This window comes from Paenibacillus sp. sgz302164 (assembly GCF_056120505.1).
The window spans coordinates 330965-348378 of sequence record NZ_JBVYOL010000007.1 but is presented as its reverse complement, the minus strand read 5'-3'; the positions used below and the strand labels follow the sequence as shown (position 1 = coordinate 348378).

Annotated in this window: 14 protein-coding genes; 9 read left to right on the top strand and 5 right to left on the bottom strand. The window is 53.2% G+C overall.

What is annotated here, in order from left to right:
• Positions 1 to 214: 214 nt before the first annotated feature.
• Both AC0LWT_RS14555 and AC0LWT_RS14550 read left to right on the top strand, forming a co-directional pair.
• Complete coding sequence (locus AC0LWT_RS14555) at positions 215 to 2011, top strand: ABC transporter ATP-binding protein (RefSeq protein ID WP_474681978.1); 1797 nt, start codon at positions 215 to 217, stop codon at positions 2009 to 2011.
• The gene (locus tag AC0LWT_RS14550) at positions 2008 to 3855 is read left to right on the top strand and encodes an ABC transporter ATP-binding protein (protein ID WP_474681977.1); all 1848 of its coding nucleotides are present in this window, start codon (positions 2008 to 2010) and stop codon (positions 3853 to 3855) included. The genes AC0LWT_RS14555 and AC0LWT_RS14550 overlap by 4 nt, the downstream gene beginning before the upstream one ends.
• A 633-nt stretch (positions 3856 to 4488) precedes the next feature.
• Here the strand turns inward: AC0LWT_RS14550 and AC0LWT_RS14545 are convergent.
• Positions 4489 to 5343 (bottom strand): helix-turn-helix domain-containing protein, encoded by an 855-nt coding sequence (locus tag AC0LWT_RS14545; RefSeq protein ID WP_474681976.1) that lies wholly within the window; start codon positions 5341 to 5343, stop codon positions 4489 to 4491.
• A gap of 83 nt (positions 5344 to 5426) precedes the next feature.
• On the opposite strand from AC0LWT_RS14545, the gene AC0LWT_RS14540 reads away from it, so the two are divergent.
• The 6 genes from AC0LWT_RS14540 to gyrA all read left to right on the top strand — a co-directional run bounded on the left by AC0LWT_RS14540 (position 5427) and on the right by gyrA (position 13667).
• Positions 5427 to 6245, top strand: a complete 819-nt coding sequence (locus tag AC0LWT_RS14540; RefSeq protein ID WP_474681975.1) for a phytanoyl-CoA dioxygenase family protein — start codon at positions 5427 to 5429, stop codon at positions 6243 to 6245.
• A gap of 130 nt (positions 6246 to 6375) precedes the next feature.
• Positions 6376 to 7191, top strand: coding sequence for a GDSL-type esterase/lipase family protein (locus AC0LWT_RS14535; RefSeq protein WP_474681974.1), 816 nt, complete (start codon positions 6376 to 6378; stop codon positions 7189 to 7191).
• A gap of 15 nt (positions 7192 to 7206) precedes the next feature.
• On the top strand, positions 7207 to 8163 hold the full coding sequence (locus tag AC0LWT_RS14530; RefSeq protein WP_474681973.1) for an ABC transporter ATP-binding protein: 957 nt from the start codon (positions 7207 to 7209) through the stop codon (positions 8161 to 8163).
• On the top strand, positions 8156 to 9148 hold the full coding sequence (locus AC0LWT_RS14525) for a DUF2705 family protein (RefSeq protein WP_474681972.1): 993 nt from the start codon (positions 8156 to 8158) through the stop codon (positions 9146 to 9148). Before AC0LWT_RS14530 ends, AC0LWT_RS14525 begins: the two co-directional genes overlap by 8 nt.
• Before the next feature lie 44 nt (positions 9149 to 9192).
• A complete protein-coding gene (parE, locus tag AC0LWT_RS14520) occupies positions 9193 to 11166 on the top strand; it encodes a DNA topoisomerase IV subunit B (protein ID WP_474681971.1) in 1974 nt (657 codons plus the stop codon).
• A 62-nt stretch (positions 11167 to 11228) separates the two neighbouring features.
• A complete protein-coding gene (gene gyrA, locus AC0LWT_RS14515; RefSeq protein ID WP_474681970.1) occupies positions 11229 to 13667 on the top strand; it encodes a DNA gyrase subunit A in 2439 nt (812 codons plus the stop codon).
• 31 nt (positions 13668 to 13698) lie between these two features.
• On the opposite strand, the gene AC0LWT_RS14510 is transcribed toward gyrA, so the two are convergent.
• Complete coding sequence (locus AC0LWT_RS14510) at positions 13699 to 13866, bottom strand: hypothetical protein (protein WP_474681968.1); 168 nt, start codon at positions 13864 to 13866, stop codon at positions 13699 to 13701.
• A 254-nt stretch (positions 13867 to 14120) separates the two neighbouring features.
• Between AC0LWT_RS14510 and AC0LWT_RS14505 the strand changes: the two genes are divergently transcribed.
• Complete coding sequence (locus AC0LWT_RS14505; RefSeq protein ID WP_474681967.1) at positions 14121 to 14531, top strand: MarR family winged helix-turn-helix transcriptional regulator; 411 nt, start codon at positions 14121 to 14123, stop codon at positions 14529 to 14531.
• A gap of 46 nt (positions 14532 to 14577) precedes the next feature.
• On the opposite strand, the gene AC0LWT_RS14500 is transcribed toward AC0LWT_RS14505, so the two are convergent.
• The 3 genes from AC0LWT_RS14500 to AC0LWT_RS14490 are packed head-to-tail and all read right to left on the bottom strand — an operon-like array spanning position 14578 to position 17352.
• Positions 14578 to 15297 (bottom strand): RluA family pseudouridine synthase, encoded by a 720-nt coding sequence (locus AC0LWT_RS14500; protein WP_474681966.1) that lies wholly within the window; start codon positions 15295 to 15297, stop codon positions 14578 to 14580.
• 4 nt (positions 15298 to 15301) lie between these two features.
• Entirely contained in the window at positions 15302 to 16168 is an 867-nt protein-coding gene (locus AC0LWT_RS14495; RefSeq protein WP_474681965.1) for a class I SAM-dependent methyltransferase, read from the bottom strand.
• 53 nt (positions 16169 to 16221) lie between these two features.
• Positions 16222 to 17352 carry a peptidylprolyl isomerase gene (locus AC0LWT_RS14490; protein ID WP_474681964.1) on the bottom strand — a complete coding sequence of 377 codons (1131 nt, stop codon included), beginning with the start codon at positions 17350 to 17352 and terminating at the stop codon, positions 16222 to 16224.
• Positions 17353 to 17414 lie beyond the last annotated feature (62 nt).

Here is a 17414-nt window from a genome sequence, read left to right as displayed (position 1 = left end):
ATTGCCATGTAAGGGCTTACATATCTTAGGATTTGAAAGATATCCAAGAATGGCATGGATTCCTGCAAGTTTTTGTGGAGTTATGCGGGTTTAAGCGTATAAATCCCGTTATCCTCTCGTTGCTCCGATAGGGGGATGGTGATAAGATTCATTAAGTATTGAAACGCTTTCTCAGCTTTTCCCAATTTTCCTTCTTGAGGAGGGTGCTTTAAAAGTGGACGTCTTTAGGCAACTGAAAGAGTTCTATTGGCCGGAGAAGAAGCTGTTGTTCGGGTCGATTCTATGCCTGGTTACAGCGACCGCGCTTGGACTCGTGTATCCGAATTTGCTTCGCTATTTGATCGACGATGTAATTACGAAACAAAGGTTCGACTTGGTGCCGAAGCTGTCGCTTTTTGTCGTTGGCGTCGTAACTTTGAAAGGCATGTTTCAGTTTTTGCACGGCCTTTGCGGAGGAAGGCTCGGAAATCGGGTTGCGTTCCATATGCGCAACGCGCTTTACAACAAGCTGCAGTACTTGTCGTTTCAGTATTACGATCAGGCGCGTACCGGGGACTTGATGTCGCGTCTGACAGCGGATCTGGAAGCGATTCGGAACTTTATCGGCTTTGGCTTCGCGCAAATTTTGAACGTCTTTTTGATGCTGATTTTCGGCATGGCCATGATGTTTTCGATCAATTGGCAGCTGACGCTCATCACCATGGTTTCCATGCCTTTCCTCGTTTTTACAGCAGTTCGTTTCGAAGGCAAGATTCATCCCGCGTTTCGTCTGGTGCGCAAGTCGCTGGGAACGATGACGACGGCCGTTCAGGAAAATATTACGGGAGTCCGCACGGTAAAATCTTTTGCCCGCGAGCCCCATGAAGTAAAAAAGTTCTCGACTCATAACGAAGAATACAGGGCAATGAACGTGGAAACGTCGCACATATGGGCCAAATATTTTCCCGTCATGGAAATTTTGGCGAACTTGAGCGTCGTTCTTTTACTCGGAGCCGGCGGCTACATGGTCATTCAGGAAACGATTACGCTCGGCGAATTGGTCGCGTGCTTCAGCATCATTTGGTACATTATCGGCCCGATGTGGGGACTCGGCTTTCATATCAATAACTTTACTCAAACGAAAGCTTCCGGCGAAAAGATTTTGGAAATTCTTCATCAGTACATACACGTAAAAGATCAGCAGGAAGCCGTTTCGCTGGCTGAAACGAAAGTTCGCGGCCATGTTCGCTTTGACCGGGTTACTTTCGCCTATCCCGAAAAACAGCCGGCGCTGTACGATTTCTCCGTCGATGCACCTCCCGGCTCCGTAATCGGACTGCTGGGCAGCACGGGCTCCGGTAAGACGACGGTGGTCAGCCTGTTGATGAGAGCTTACAATGTCAAGGAAGGACATATCACCTTCGATGGCAAGGATGTTCGCAACATCCAGGTAGAAAGCCTGCGCAGCCAAATTGCGGCGGTTTTTCAGGAAACGTTCTTGTTTTCCTCTACAATCCGCAACAACATCGCTTACGGGCGCAAAAACGTGAGCATGGAAGAAATCATCCGCGCGGCCAAGCTGGCCAAAGCCCACGATTTTATCATGGAGCTGCCGCTTGGCTACGATACGATTGTCGGCGAGCGCGGCCTCGGCTTATCCGGCGGGCAAAAACAGCGGATCGCAATCGCGAGGGCGCTGCTGAAAGATCCGAAAATTCTTATTCTCGATGACGCGACGAGCGCTGTCGATATGGAAACAGAGCATGAAATCCAGGCCGGATTCAAAGAAGTCATGCAGGGCCGTACGACGTTTATTATTGCTCACCGGATCTCTTCGCTGAAGCATGCGGACGAAATTATCGTCATGGATCAAGGCCGGATCGTACAAAGAGGAACGCATCAGGAGCTTTTGGCGCAGGAGGGCCTTTACCGTCAAACTTACCGGATCCAGTATGCGGATCAGCCAGGCACGGAAGGGCGCGCGGAGGCAGACGGCTATTCATCTTCTTTAGAAAGAAGGTTGGCGCATTGAGCACTTTTTCCAAGCAAGCCGGAAATTCCTCTCAGCCGGAAGATTCGCAGTCCGGACAGCGATTCGTATATCAGGATGACGAGCTGATCGACAAGCCGTTTGACTGGAACCAGCTTAGACGTCTATTCGGTTACATGAAGCCTTACGCGAAGCAATTTTTGCCGATCATCATCGTGATGATGTTTGTGGGCGCATTGACGAAGCTGACGGTGCCGCTGCTTATTAAATATGCGATCGACCGCGCGATCACGCCGAAGGACGGCCAGCTTTTATTCATCTTGATGGGCATTATGTTCGGTGTTTATATCGTGCAGTGGGTCGCCAACACGTTCCGGATCCGTTACACGAATATGATCGGCCAGCGCGTCATCTACGATCTCCGGCACGATCTGTTCAGCCATATCCAAAAGCTTTCGTTTCGCTTTTTCGACACGCGTCCTGCGGGCTCGGTTTTGGTTCGGGTGACGAATTACGTGAACTCTTTGCAGGATCTGTTCACGAACGGCGTCGTCAATTTGCTGATCGACTGCGTTCAGCTTTGCGGCATTATGATCATTCTGCTTTCTTATAATTTCAAATTGGGCGCGGCGATCATCGTAACCGTCCCTCTGATGTTTCTCATTTCGACCAAATTGCGCCTGAAAATCCGCCGGGCGTGGCAGGATGTCACGATCAAGCAGTCGCGTTTAAACTCACATTTGAACGAATGCATTCAAGGCATTCGGGTTACCCAGGCGTATACGCAGGAAAAAGAAAATATTAACTTTTTTCGTAACATGAACATGGTGAACCGCCTATCGTGGAACCGCGCCTCAATGCTGAATCAAAGCTTCGGGCCGATTATCGAAATTACGGGAGCGATCGGCTACTGCATCTTGTTTTGGCTAGGCGCCCACATGATTCAATCCAAAGAAATCTCGGTAGGCTTATTGGTCGCTTTCGCAACGTACATCGGATATTTTTGGGAGCCGATTACCCGCTTGGGACAAATGTATTCCCAACTGTTGGTGGCAATGGCCTCTTCCGAGCGAATCTTCGAATATATCGATGAAAAGCCTTCCGTAGCGGAACTTCCCGGCGCCAAAGAACTGCCGGACATTGCCGGAAACGTGAAATTCGAAAATTTGGTGTTCGAATATGAGCCCGGCAGACCTGCTTTGAAAGGCATCAACCTGGATGTAAAAGCGGGCCAGTCGATTGCGCTTGTAGGCCATACCGGATCGGGAAAAAGCACGATCATGAACTTGCTGTGCCGGTTTTACGATCCGGTGGAGGGCCGCGTTCTTATCGACGGGCAGGATATCCGCGAAGTAACGATCCAAAGCTTGCGTTCCCAGGTCGGCATCGTGCTGCAGGATACGTTTATTTTCTCCGGCACGATCCGCGACAACATCCGCTTCGGACGGCTGGACGCTACGGATGAAGAAGTGGAAAGAGCGGCTAAAGCCGTCCACGCGCACGATTTTATAGCGGCTTTGCCTCAAGGCTATGAAACCGAAGTCCAGGAACGGGGCAACGTGCTCTCCATGGGGCAAAGGCAGCTGATTTCCTTCGCTCGCGCATTGCTGGCGAACCCGCGCATACTTATTCTCGATGAAGCGACGGCAAGCATCGATACGGAAACCGAGCTCAAAATCCAGGAAGCGCTCAAAACCTTGCTCGCCGGAAGAACGTCGTTCATCGTCGCGCACCGACTCTCGACCATTCGCAATGCCGACAAAATCATCGTCCTCGACCACGGCCGAATGATGGAAAGCGGCAATCACGATGAATTGATGAACGAGCGAAAAATATATTACGGCCTTATCCAGGCCCAGTACAAATTTTTACAGGATGCAGGTTAACACTTCTTAATGCTGCCCGGTTGCTTTGGCGATCGGGCAGTTTTTTTATACGGTTTTATCGCCGAAGAAAGTCAGTCGTGTGTAAAGCGGCTTGAGAGACCGGGCTGAGCTGGAGTTTGAGCGGTAAAACCTGCGGAATTGCAGGAATAATCTTAGACAAGCGCATGAAGGAGCGAAAAAGATGTATTTTAGCAGGCTTTTGCGCGCAATGTGCCGGTTATGCGTTAGCGGTTATATATTATGAGGTGAGTAATCCAGAGCGCTATATCTTTTGATGACGCTTATGACCACTATCCCCTTCGTTCATGAGGAAGTTTGACAGTGAAGTCAGTACAGCCGATCAAGCAGGAAAGTTGCAAGCAGACTTGCTAATGCAGTCTGGGGCGAAAGCAAGCCATTACTGAGCCTGAGCAAAAGGGATAGTGGAAATAAGGGCAGCTGGCGAGAACGCGGCAGTATGTGAAAGGCATCAAAAGATGAGCTGAGTAGAAGGGATGTGGGAATATGAGTAGCTGGCGGGAACACGGCCATGTGAGAAAAGCAGCAAATAGATGAGCCTGAGCAAAAGGGATAGTGGGAATAAGGTAGCTGGTGAGATGGATGGAAGAGAGCGCGGCTGGAGCCTCTAAGTTATTAGCCGCGCTTGTGCAGGTTGGTTCGATATTTGGTGGGGCTTTTTCCGTAGAGTCCTGTGAACAATTTGGTGAAGTAGTAGGGATCGCGATAGCCTACATCTCCTGCGATGTCCGATATTTGCCGGGTTGTGTACTCCAGGAGGCGTGCTGCGTGGCGCAGTCTGATTTTTTGCAAAGTTTCCATAATGGATTCTCCTACCTGTTCTTTGAAAAGATGGGATAGCCGGGATGGGGAAAGCGCGACTTTTGCTGCAAGAGATTCAATGGTGTGCGGTTCGCTCATTTGCAGGTTCAGCAGGTCCATCACTTGCGTTACACGGGGATCAAGCGCCCGATTATTATCGGAACCGCTTGCCTGAGCAAGGAGCAGCACCATTTCTTCGAGTGCATTCATGGACAGCTGCATGCGGAGTGTTCCGGCTTCCGTTTCCAAGCTGTCTTGGAGCAATCTTTGAAAGGCGGCGGCGATGCGCTCACGTATCCGCTTTAGCTCCAACTGGACGAAAAGCAGCCCTTTGGCGGCTTGAGGAAGGCGCAGCAGCGATGACCACGATGGCGACGGAATGAAATGAACCCACATAAATTCCCATACGGTATCCTGTGGGGTGTAGTAGTGATGAGGAGTTCCGGGCGTCAACATCGCGATATCGCCTTCTTGGACGGTGTACGTAGTTTGGTTGATTTGAAAAGCGCCGGTTCCCGCCAAGGTGTAGGTGAGCAGCCAGTCTCTGGTGCCGCCGGAACGATGAACGAGGTAGCCCGGCTGTTCCTTGAAATGTCCGGCTACGAAAACGCCGGGGGAAGGGCTCGGTGTTTCTTTATGAATAGCAGAATCATCAAGGTTATTAGCCATTGTATGCATTCCTCCTTTGGCGTTTTCATTTTAAAATAGAATTGTGAAAAACACAATGACAACAAGGAATGGAGGCTTTAAATTTGGAATCTAAAGCTCTTGGAGGCGTGTTGGCACCAGACCAGGTGGAGCAATTTTATCGGGAAGGTTATGTGGTTGTAAGAGGGCTTTTTGCGGGGGAAGCGGAGAAGCTGCGGGACCACTTTATGAAGCTGCATGCTGCGGGGCCGATTCCCGGCTGTTTTAAACCGGTTTCGCGCGAGGAAGCGGGGAACGATATTTTGAAAATGTACCCGCGGATGATGCATCCGCACAAGGTCGATGATCTTTCGATGGCATACATGCTTGATCCGAGAGTCATGAATATTTTAGCGGATTTGCTGAAGGAAGAACCGATTGCCGCGCAAAGCATGTTTTATTTCAAGCCTCCGGGCGCGAAGGGGCAGGCGCTGCATCAGGACAACTTTTATTTGCAGGTGGAGCCGGGCACATGCATAGCCGCATGGACTGCCGTGGATGCCGCAGACGAGGAGAACGGGGGATTGTTCGTCGTCCCGCAAACGAACACGCTAGACGTGTTATGCCCGCACGATGCCGATCCGAAGCAGTCCTTCACGAAGGAAGAGGTGGACGTGCCGGAAGGGCGCCAAGCGATCCCGCTGAGTTTGGAGGCGGGGGATGTGCTGTTTTTTAACGGCAGCATGATTCACGGATCGTACCCGAATACGTCGCAGGACCGCTTCCGCCGGGCGTTTATTTGTCACTATACGGGCATCTCAGCGCAAAAAATCGCTCATTGGTACTACCCGATCTATAGGCACGACGGCTCCGAGATCCGGCTGGAAATCAATGAAGCCGGGGGGCCTTGCGGAACTGAATATGCATCGGGCGGCGTGCATTAAGCCGCTTCGCGTAAACCCTCTCTGTCCCGGCAGAGAGGGTTTTGTCGCTCTTGACAGAAGTTTGCAAAATGCGGCAAGAAGCTTTACTCTTAGAGTGAAATAAGCCATTTATTCGCAGGAGGGACTTTTTTTGAAATCATCCAGATGGATTTGGGGGATTGTAGGGCTTTCGGCCACGATAGCAACGGTCGTTTTTGTTGTCGGCTTTATTTATGCGGTTAATCAAATTTTGTTTCCGAAAGCGGGCTCAAGCGAATATGCGATCTCTGCGCCGCAAAGCGGCAAGGAAACGTATATCGACTCCAAAAACAAACTGCAGATCGTCGCTCTGGGGGATTCATTGACTGCCGGAACAGGCGACAATACGGGCAAGGGCTATGTCGGCCGCGTTCGCGAGAAGCTGGAACAGCAGAGCGGCAAGCCTGTTTTTGTATTGAACAATCTGGCGATTCCAGGATATGGGAGCGGCCAGTTGCTGAAAGATTTGGAATTGAAAAAGACGCAGGATGCGATCGCGCAAGCGGATATCGTGCTGCTGACGATAGGCGGCAATGACCTTTTTGACGGAGGGAACGGGATTTTCTCCGAAGATCCGCAGGAGTTCAACCCGGAAGCGGCGGCAGCAAGAGTAGGTCCCGCGCTGGACAGAATGAACGGCATCGTAGAAGCCATCCATAAAGCGAATCCGAACGCCGTCATGCTCTACGTCGGTTTGTATCATCCTTTTCTCGATCTGGATCCGGAACGGAAAGGCTCGCTGATTGTCCAGAAGTGGAACAACAATGTGTTTGAGATGACGAACCGATACAAAAATATGGTGCTTGTGCCTACATATGACCTGTTCGAGCAAAACTTGCTCAAATATATTTCTTCAGCCGATCATTTTCATCCGAATGGGGACGGTTACGATCGTATTGCCGACCGCATTGTGCAAATTTTGAAGTAGGGGGATGAACGGGAAATGACGCCTGGTCCAAATACGGTATTGTCTGTGAAAAACGTAAAAAAACGGATTAAAAATAAAGAGATCATAAAAGGGATATCCTTTGACGTATATGCCGGAGAAATTTTCGGCTTTTTGGGGCCTAACGGTTCAGGCAAAACGACGACGATACGCATGCTGGTCGATTTGATCCGTCCGACGGAAGGCTCGATTCAAATTTGCGGTTACGATGTCCACAAAGAGCACGATCAGGCGCTGCGGCATGTCGGCTGCATTGTCGAAAATCCGGAGCTTTACCCGTATTTGACGGGCTGGGAAAACCTGGAGCATTTCGCGGGGATGCTGCCGGATGTGGATAAAAAACGGATTGCCGAGGTCGTGGAAATTGTCAGCATGGATCAGCGCATTCACGACAAGGTGCGCACGTACTCGCTGGGCATGCGCCAGCGTCTCGGCATCGCCCAGGCGCTTCTTGGCCGTCCGAGCCTGCTTATTTTGGACGAGCCTACGAATGGCCTGGACCCGCAGGGAATCAAGGAAATGAGAGAGTTCATCAAACGATTGGCGGAAGGCGGCCTGAGCCTGTTCGTTTCGAGCCATCTGCTGAGTGAAATTCAGCAAATGTGCGATAGAGTGGCGATCATCAGCCATGGTCAAGTGATCAAGGTAGGGGCCGTCGAAGACTTGGTCGCGCAGGGCGGCAAGGTGGTGTGGACGGTTCGTCCGGGAGATGCGGCCGAGCGGATTTTTGCCGCTTCGCCCTTGGTGCAAGCGATCGAGGAAAACGCGTCGCCGGAAGGCCAGGAAGCGGGCGACGGCATGAAGTTCATCGCCGTGCAGATGAATCAAGAGGACGTTCCCCAGCTTAGCCGTGAACTCATTCAAGCAGGAATCAGCCTTTATTCCGTAGAAATCAAAAATCCTACGCTCGAAGATTTGTTCTTGAGCCTGACGGAGGGTGAAAGAATTGAGTAGCATGTACGCGCTGGTCAAAAACGAATGCATCAAGATGATCAAAAAGAAACGGTTTTACGTCATCATCCTCATTTTACTGGCATTGATTCCGATGTTTACGTATGCGCAAATGCGCGTTGCCGAAAATACGCAGAAGCAGTTCGGCACTACTGATTGGAGAGCGGACCAGCGGCAAAAAATCGCCGATTGGGAAAAGCGGCTGAGCAGCGCCCGCACGCCGGACGAGTGGAAGCAGCAGCTCAAGGTGCAGATTCAGGTCGCCAATTATTATTTAGAAAAAAATGTCGACCCTAACTCGCCCAATGCGGTCACTTTTACCCGCGAATTTGTTAAAAATGCGGTCGGATTGTTCATTCCGCTGATCATTATGGTCATTTCCGCGGACATCGTATCATCGGAGCATTCTACGGGGACGATTAAATTATTGTTGACAAGACCGGTAAGGCGTTGGAAAATCCTATTGAGTAAGTTAATCACCGTCGTCTTCTTTACATCGCTGACTGTTTTGGCAACGGGCGTGCTGTGCTATTTGATTTCCGGGGTTGTTTTCGGCTACAATGGATGGTCGCTGCCGGTTTTTATCGGGATTCAGCTCAGCGGTTCGAATGTGGATTTCAGCCTTGTCAGGGCGGTCGACCAATGGTTCTTTCTGTTGATGGAGTTCGGGCTTGTCTGGTTCTCGTCCCTGGTCGTCGCTTTGATGTCGCTTATGCTGTCCGTGCTGATCCGTTCAACGGCGGCAGGTATGGGTGTCATGCTGGCTGTACTTATTTCCGGCACCATTCTTTCCAATATGGTATCATCATGGGAAACGGCCAAATATTTATTCATGGTTAATCTGGAGTTAACCGATTATTTGACAGGATCGCTTCCTCCGATAAAAGGGATGGATTTGGCTTTCTCGCTTACCGTACTAAGCGTCTGGGCGATCGCTTCCCTGATCGTTTCATTTACCGTATTCACGCGAAAAGATGTATTGAATTAATGCTGACGAACTATTTTGACGGAAAAACATGAAGGAGGGCTTCGATGACCGAGCAGCTAGATATAATGACAAATCAGAGCGCCCCGGCGTCGGATTATGGCGCGGATGATATTCAGGTGCTGGAAGGACTCGTTGCGGTGCGCAAAAGGCCGGGGATGTACATCGGCAGCACCAGCTCGTCGGGCCTGCATCATCTGATTTGGGAGATCGTGGATAACGCGGTTGACGAGCATCTCGCCAAGCATTGTTCCAAGATCCATGTAACGATACATAAGGATCAATCCGTTACGGTGCAGGACAACGGCAGGGGCATTCCTACCGGCATGCACAAAACGGGAATTCCTACGCCGCAGGTCGTATTTACGATGCTGCATGCAGGAGGCAAGTTCGGCGGAGCGGGCTACAAGAAGTCGGGCGGGCTTCACGGCGTGGGCGCTTCCGTGACGAACGCGCTGTCCGAGTGGCTGGAAGTGGAAATTTACCGCGACGGCAAAATCCATAAGCAGCGGTTCGAGTATTGGGTCGACGATGCCGGTGTCGAGCATGTGGGCGAGCCGGTTACCGGCTTGATCGTGACCGGCAATACGAACCGTACGGGAACGAAGATCACGTTCAAGCCGGACAAGCGGGTGTTCCAGGGCGGAACCGCGGTCAACTATGATACGATTGCCGAGCGTTTGCAGGAGATCGCGTTTTTGAACTCGGGCTTGCAGGTGAATTTGAAGGATGAAAGAACCGACAAGCAGGAGACGTTCCAGTACGAGGGCGGCGCGAGCCAGTTCGTGCAGTTTTTGAACGAAGAGAAGACGGTGCTGCATGAGGTGATTCACTTCGCGGCGGAGAAGGATGAAATCGAAGTCGAGGTTGCGCTGCAGTACAACGACGGCTATACGGAAACGATCGCTTCGTTTGTCAACTCGATTCCGACGCGCGGCGGCGGCACGCACGAAACCGGCTTCAAGACCGCTTACACGCGCGTGATGAATGAATACGCCCGCAAAGCGGGGCTGCTCAAGGAAAAAGAGAAAAATTTGGACGGTACGGACCTGCGTGAAGGAATGATGGCCGTTATCAACATCAAGATGGGCGATGTCGAATTCGTCGGCCAGACGAAAGACCAGCTCGGCAGCGCCGCAGCGCGCAGCGCGGTGGACGCGGTCGTCGCGGATAAAATGGCGGTTTTCCTGGAGGAAAACCCGCAGGTCGCGCAGATGATGCTGAAGAAAGCGGTGCAAGCCGCCAAAGCCCGTGAAGCGGCGCGCAAAGCGCGCGAAGAAATCCGCAGCGGCAAGAAGGGGAAGAGCGAGAGCTCGAACCTGAACGGCAAGCTGACGCCGGCGCAGTCGAAAGATTTTGAACGCAACGAGCTGTTCATCGTGGAAGGGGATTCGGCCGGAGGATCGGCCAAGCAGGGACGCGATTCCAAGCATCAGGCGATACTGCCTCTGAAGGGCAAGCCGATGAATCCCGAGAAAGCCAAGCTTCTCGATGTGATGAAAAACGATGAGTACAAGGCGATCATTTCCGCCATCGGAGCGGGGATCGGCCCGGAATTTGATCCTGAAGAATCGAATTACGGCAAAATCATTATTATGACGGACGCCGATACGGACGGCGCGCACATTCAAGTGCTGCTGCTGACGTTCTTTTACCGGTATATGAAGCCGCTGATCGATACGGGAAGAGTGTATATCGCCCAGCCTCCGCTTTACAAGGTGACCAAAAAAGGCGGCAAAAGCGCGGCGCAGCGCTATGCCTGGACCGACGAGCAGCTGCAGATCGTCATGAAGGAGCTCGGCAAAAACAGCGAGCTTCAGCGCTACAAAGGTCTCGGCGAGATGAATCCGGAGCAGCTGTGGGAAACGACGATGAATCCCGAGTCGCGCACGCTGCTGCAAGTTCAGATCGAGGATGCCGCGAAAGCGGAGCGGCGGGTATCGACGCTCATGGGCGACAAAGTCGACCCGCGCAAGCGATGGATCATCGAGAATGTCGATTTTACCGAATTCGAAGAGTAAGACGGGAGCGGCTGCGAATCGCGCCGATTTCCGTATAGATCATAAAGAGTGGTGACCGAGCGTTGAGCACATTAGAACAGTTTTTGCCTGCGTTTTTGGAAGAGGTCGTCGGCGACCGCTTCGGCAGGTACTCCAAATATATTATTCAGGACCGTGCGATTCCCGATGTCCGCGATGGGCTGAAGCCCGTGCAGCGGCGCATTTTGTACGCGATGTACGATGCGGGCAATACGCCGGACAAGCCGTACCGCAAATCGGCCAAAACCGTCGGCGACGTGATGGGGAACTACCATCCTCACGGCGATTCCTCGATTTACGAGGGCATGGTGCGGATGGCGCAGCCATGGAAGATGGGCCATACGCTCATCGACGGCCACGGCAACTGGGGTTCGCTGGACGACGATCCGGCGGCGGCGATGCGCTACACGGAAGCGCGATTGTCGGAGATCGCGATGGAACTGCTGCGCGATATCGAGAAGCGGACGGTTTTGTTCAAGGACAACTTCGACAATTCGACGAAGGAGCCGGTCGTACTCCCCGCCCGTTATCCCAATCTGCTGGTGAACGGGGTCAGCGGCATTTCGTCTGGCTTCGCCACGGAAATTCCGACGCACAATTTGCGCGAAGTGATCGACGCCTGCATCGCCATGATCGATAATCCGGACATTACGATCGAGGAATTGATGGGCATCGTCAAAGGCCCGGATTTCCCGACGGGCGGCATCATTATGGGCGAGGAAGGCATCCGTGAAGCGTACCGCACCGGGAAGGGGCGCATTTATGTCCGCTCCAAAACCGCGATCGAGGATTTGCGCGGCGGCAAACAGCAGATCGTTATTACGGAAATTCCGTATCAAGTAGTGAAATCCCGGCTTGTTACGGCGATGGAGAACATCCGTCTGGAGAAAAAGGTCGAAGGCATCGCCGAGGTGCGCGACGAAAGCGGTCGCAACGGGCTGAGAATCGTCGTCGAGCTGAAAAAAGATGCGGATGCGCAGGGCATTCTCGCTTATTTGCTGAAAAAAACCGATCTGCAAGTGACCTACAATTTCAATATGGTCGCGATCGTCAATAAAGCGCCTCGCCAGCTCGGCATTAAGGAAATGCTGGCGGCGTATATCGAGCACCAGAAGGAAGTCGTCACGCACCGCTCGCAGTATGAGCTGGAGAAAGCCGAAGACCGCGCTCATGTGCTGGAAGGGCTCGTGAAGGCGCTGAACATCCTCGACGAGGTCATCGCCGCCATCAAGGCTTCCAAAAACCGCCAGGATGCGCAAAACAACCTCGTGGCCCAGTTCGGATTTACGGAGCGGCAGGCGGACGCGATTCTCGTCCTGCAATTATACCGTTTGACGAATCTGGAAATTACAGCGCTGGAAAAAGAGCTTCGCGATGTGGAAAAAACGATCGCGTATTTGCGCGGCATTTTGGGCAGCCTGAAAAAATTGCTGGGCGTGATCAAGGACGAAATCGGCGATATCCGCAAAAAATACGGCATCGACCGCCGCTCCGAGATTCAGGGCGAAGTGGAAGAGCTGAAGGTCAATCTGGAAGTGATGGTCACTCCGGAGGACGTGTTCGTGACGCTGTCGAACGAAGGATATTTGAAGCGGACAAGCAAGCTGTCGTTCACGCGCTCCGGCGGCGAGCTGGAAAGCACAGGACTGAAGGAAGGCGATTACGTCCGCTTCCTGCTTGACGTGAATACGATCGAAAGCCTGCTCATTTTTACGCAAAAAGGACAGTACTTCCTGCTGCCTGTCCATCAGGTGCCGGAGTACAAGTGGAAGGAGAACGGGACGGCGATCGTCAACGTCATTCCGACTTCCAAGGAAGACCGGATCGTCAGCGTGATTCCGGTGAAAGGATTCGACGACCCGGGCAAATCGCTCGTCTTCGTAACGCGCAAAGGACAGGTCAAACGGACGGAACTGAAGGAGTACATGACGAACCGCTCGAACGGTATCGTAGCCTGCAAGCTGAATGAGCAGGATGAAGTGCTGCATGTTCATCTGAGCGACAATACGAAGGAAATACTGCTTGTCACCAAGCAGGGAATGAGCATCCGCTTCCGCGAAGAGGAAGTGAACCCGATGGGCCGCTCGGCCGCTGGCGTGCGCGGCATACAGCTCAAGCAAGACGATGAAGTCGTCTCGGCGGAATGGATATATGGCGATGAGGGAGAAGTGCTTGTCATCTCCGACCTCGGTTACGCCAAACGTTCCCTGGTCGTGGATTATCCGCTGCAAGGACGCGGAGGCAAAGGCATTCCGACCTTCGAATTCAAGGAGGGCAAGCGGGTCAGACCGAACGGCACGGCCTTGGTCCGCACGTTTATCGTCAAGATGGATTACGTTGTCACAGCTTTGATGAGCAGCGGTGAGAAAGTGCGCTTTTCCACGGAAACCGCGCCTCTGGAAGACCGCAAATCGACGGGCAAGCAGCTTGTGCCTGTGACGAAAACGGATGCGATCATCGATTTGTTAAGAGCGCCGCTGTAGCGGCTCAGGTTCGGCGCGCTGCCGAAATTTCTCAGTCATAGCTGACAGTGGGCGGATCCAGCTTTTCGATAAGCTGAAACGCCACTTCCAACACGACCCACAGCGGCATCGGTTCATCCAATCGATCCAGCCACTGTGGGTCTTTAATTAGACCGGCATCCAGCGCCTTTTTGCCAATTTCCTGTTTCCAAGCTTCCACCCTGAATCACTCCTTTTCGCGGTAGCAAATAACAACGGGAGTAGACGGATGCCTACTCTTGCCTTACGCCTCAGTATATGTCGGAGTCAGCCATTATGTTAACCGCGGCGCAGATCGCCGATATTTCAATCGTATTCGACAGCATGTCCCAAGGGAGCGCGCGGACATTGTCTGAAAATATTAATGCCGTTAACCTTTAAACCGTTTTCACATCATGGTATACTGAAATCAGGGGCTTTTTAGGAAGCGAGTTGATGACTGTGTATTCAGAGGAATTCGGGAAATTATGGGTGAGGCTGTCAAAAGAGTTGAAGACGCAAATGGAGACAGGGCTTTCGCCGACGTTGACGGAAGGACAACTGAATGTGTTGGAACTGCTTTTGAACAGCGAGCGCATGAAGCCGTCCGACCTGATCGAGCATTTGGCGACGACGCCGGCCGCCGTAACGACGCTTCTGGACCGGATGGAAAAAAACGAGTTGATCGTACGCGAGCGGGATGAGCATGACCGCCGGATCGTATGGGTCAACGTGACGGACAAAGGAAAGGCGGAATGCGCGAGAGGGATTCGAATCCGCGAAGAAATGCTGGATTCTTACCTTAGCCGCGTTTCCGCCCATAATCAGAAACTGCTTATTTATTTGCTCGGCAAAGTCGCCGGCTGACGCCGCAGGCGCACGCGCACGCAGGTGCAGGGCGGGAGTGCGCAAGCTAGTCCTCTGAGAAGAGGCTTGCAAACTCCCGCCACGGCCGCTCGTCCGGCGGCAGCGAGCGGAAGCGCAGCGTCTCTTTGAGCGTCGGATGCTCAAAGGCAAGCTCCGTCGACCAGAGCGCAAGCTGCTGGCCGGGCTTGTTCACGGCGGCGCCATAGCGCTGGTCGCCGTACAGCGGGCAGCCCGCCGCCGCGAGCTGGACGCGGATCTGGTGCGGCCGCCCGGTGTGCAGCTTGATCCGGATCAAGCTGAAACCGTCCCGGCTGCCGAGCAGCCTGTAGTCCAGCACGGCCTCCTTGGCGTCCGGCTGGCCTTGTTTGACCACGCTGACGGTATTCGTCCGCGTGTCTTTGCGCAGCCAGTTCCGCAGCGTAGCCTGCGGAACTGACGGCGTGCCGTGCACGACAGCGACGTACGTCTTGTCGAGCTGCCGGGTCCGCACCGCGTCCGATAACCGGGACGCGGCTTTTGACGTTTTGGCGAATACCATGACGCCGCCAACGGGACGGTCAAGCCGGTGCACGAGCCCGAGGTATACGTTGCCCGGCTTGTTGTGGCGGCGCTTCAGGTCGGCCTTCAGCGCGCTGAGCAAATCCAGGTCGCGCGAGTCGTCCTCCTGCGTCGGCATATTGACGGGCTTCACCACGACGAGCACGTGGTTGTCTTCATACAGAATCGGAATTTGCGCAGCGTCCGCTTCTTCGATCGGTCCGGCCAACGGCTCACGCCTCCCAGCGTCCGAGGATGCCGCAGGGCAGCATGAGCCCGGAATGGGTGATAGGCAGGCCGATTTCGCCGCTGGAAATCGTACCGCCGTGCCTCTGCTTCATCGCCATCGTCAAAATGTTGTGCAGCACGGTTGCGGAAATGCCGGTCGTGTAGGAATTCACGAGCATAAAAAGCGGCTTGTCTGTCAAAATCGACATGCACGTCTGGATGAACGGGAACAGATCGTCCTCCAGCTTCCACGTTTCGCCGTTCGGCCCGCGCCCGTAGGATGGCGGGTCCATAATGATGGCATCGTATTTGCTGCCCCGGCGCTGCTCCCGCTGCACGAATTTGAATACGTCGTCCGTAATGAACCGAACGGGGCGGCTGCCGAGTCCGGAGAGGTGCAGGTTCTCCTTCGCCCACTGCACGACGCCTTTGGAGGCGTCAACGTGGCATACCTCGGCGCCCGCATATGCGCAGGCGAGGGAGGCGCCGCCCGTGTAGGCGAACAGGTTCAGCACCTTGATCGGGCGGCCTGCGCCTTGAATTTTCTCGATCATCCATTTCCAGTTGACCGCCTGCTCGGGAAACAAGCCCGTATGCTTGAAACCGGTCGGCTTGATGTAGAACGTCAGCTTCTGGTCGTATGTAATCGTCCAGCGCTCGGGCAGCTCGGTGCGGTTCTCCCATTGTCCGCCTCCGCTGGAGCTGCGGTGATAACGGGCGTCCGCCTGCAGCCAGGACTTCGTTTCATTTTCCAAAGGCCAGATGATTTGCGGGTCCGGCCTTCTCAGCACGTAAGTGCCCCAGCGCTCCAGTTTCTCGCCTCCGCCGGTGTCGAGGAGTTCGTAATCGGCCCAATCTTTTGCAAAAAACATGCTGTAATCCATCCTTCAACTTGTATACTTGTCAAACATCCATTGTACACCATTTATTGACTTAAATCGATCTTTTCAATCAGCGCAGGAAGTTCTTTTTGGGCAAACTGCTGCATTTTTTCATTGGCCAATTGTTTGCGAAGATCGGCTTTCACGTCGTCGAATGTTTTGACGTTCCGCGCTTCCACTTTCATGACGTGGTATCCGAATTCGCTCTCGACCGGATCGCTGAGCTTGCCGACTTCCAGCTCGACGGCCGCTTTTTTAAAGTTCGCCACCCAGCCGCTTACTTGCGCGTTCTCGTACAATCCCCCTTTGTTTTTGGAACCGGGGTCGTCGGAGTATTCCTTAGCCAGCGCTGTGAAGTCGCCGCCGTTCTTCAGTTTCTGCTGTACTTCCTTGGCGCGGGCGAGCGCTTCTTCCTTCGTGCGCAGCGCTTTCCGGTCAGGACTGCTTGTATCGATCGTCGCGATCAGAATATGGCGGACGGAGGCCGTTGTATACGTATCCTTGTCGGCGGCTAAATTTGCGTCAAACTTGGCTTTTGCCTCCGCATCTGAGATACTGGAAGCAGCGGCGTTTTGCGCATTGAAATGAGTCGTCAAAAAGCCGCTTACATCCGCTTCGGTCAGCTTGGCAGCGGTCAGCGCATCAACAAATTGCTGTTCGGATTCCTTGGTTTTCCAAAGGGCAATTTGCTTATCCGCTTCTGTCTTGGCGTCGGCGGCTTCCGCTTCGGAAGCTTTGCTTGCCCAAATTTTCAACTGAATCAATTGCTTGACCATATACTCCCGGTAGCTGCGGTCGTTTGCATCCCCGGCGCCTTGCGGCTGCAGGAAGGCCAGCACGGCGATGAACTTGTCCAGTTCGCCTTCCGTCACTTGTCCGCCTTTGTACGTCGCTGCCACATGGCTCGGGTTTTTGCCGACCCAGATCGTTTCGTTCGCTTCATCCCATTCCACGGGTTTTCCCAACGCTTCGCTGACAAAACGCAGCGGAACGTAAGTGGAGCCCTCATAAATAAATCCTTTTCCTTCTGCGGGTGCTTTTTCCACGCCATCGAACATATACTTGAGATTTCGGAAGGCAACTTCAATTTGGCTGCCTGCTGCAAATGCAGCGGTCCCGCTCAACAGGGAACCGATCGTCAACCCGACGATCAGCCCTTTCATTTTGTCATTCATTGTCTATTTTCCACCTTTCAGCTCGATCTATTTATACATTTCACCGGGAGGAGCGCATTTTC

Bases quoted from the DNA above. Each gene is read 5' to 3' on its own strand.
- AC0LWT_RS14545 (WP_474681976.1), bottom strand. From the start codon at position 5,343: ATGGCTAATAACCTTGATGATTCTGCTATTCATAAAGAAACACCGAGC.
- AC0LWT_RS14495 (WP_474681965.1), bottom strand. From the start codon at position 16,168: ATGTTTTTTGCAAAAGATTGGGCCGATTACGAACTCCTCGACACCGGC.
- AC0LWT_RS14530 (WP_474681973.1), top strand. From the start codon at position 7,207: ATGACGCCTGGTCCAAATACGGTATTGTCTGTGAAAAACGTAAAAAAA.
- AC0LWT_RS14505 (WP_474681967.1), top strand. From the start codon at position 14,121: ATGACTGTGTATTCAGAGGAATTCGGGAAATTATGGGTGAGGCTGTCA.
- parE (WP_474681971.1), top strand. From the start codon at position 9,193: ATGACCGAGCAGCTAGATATAATGACAAATCAGAGCGCCCCGGCGTCG.
- AC0LWT_RS14490 (WP_474681964.1), bottom strand. From the start codon at position 17,352: ATGAATGACAAAATGAAAGGGCTGATCGTCGGGTTGACGATCGGTTCC.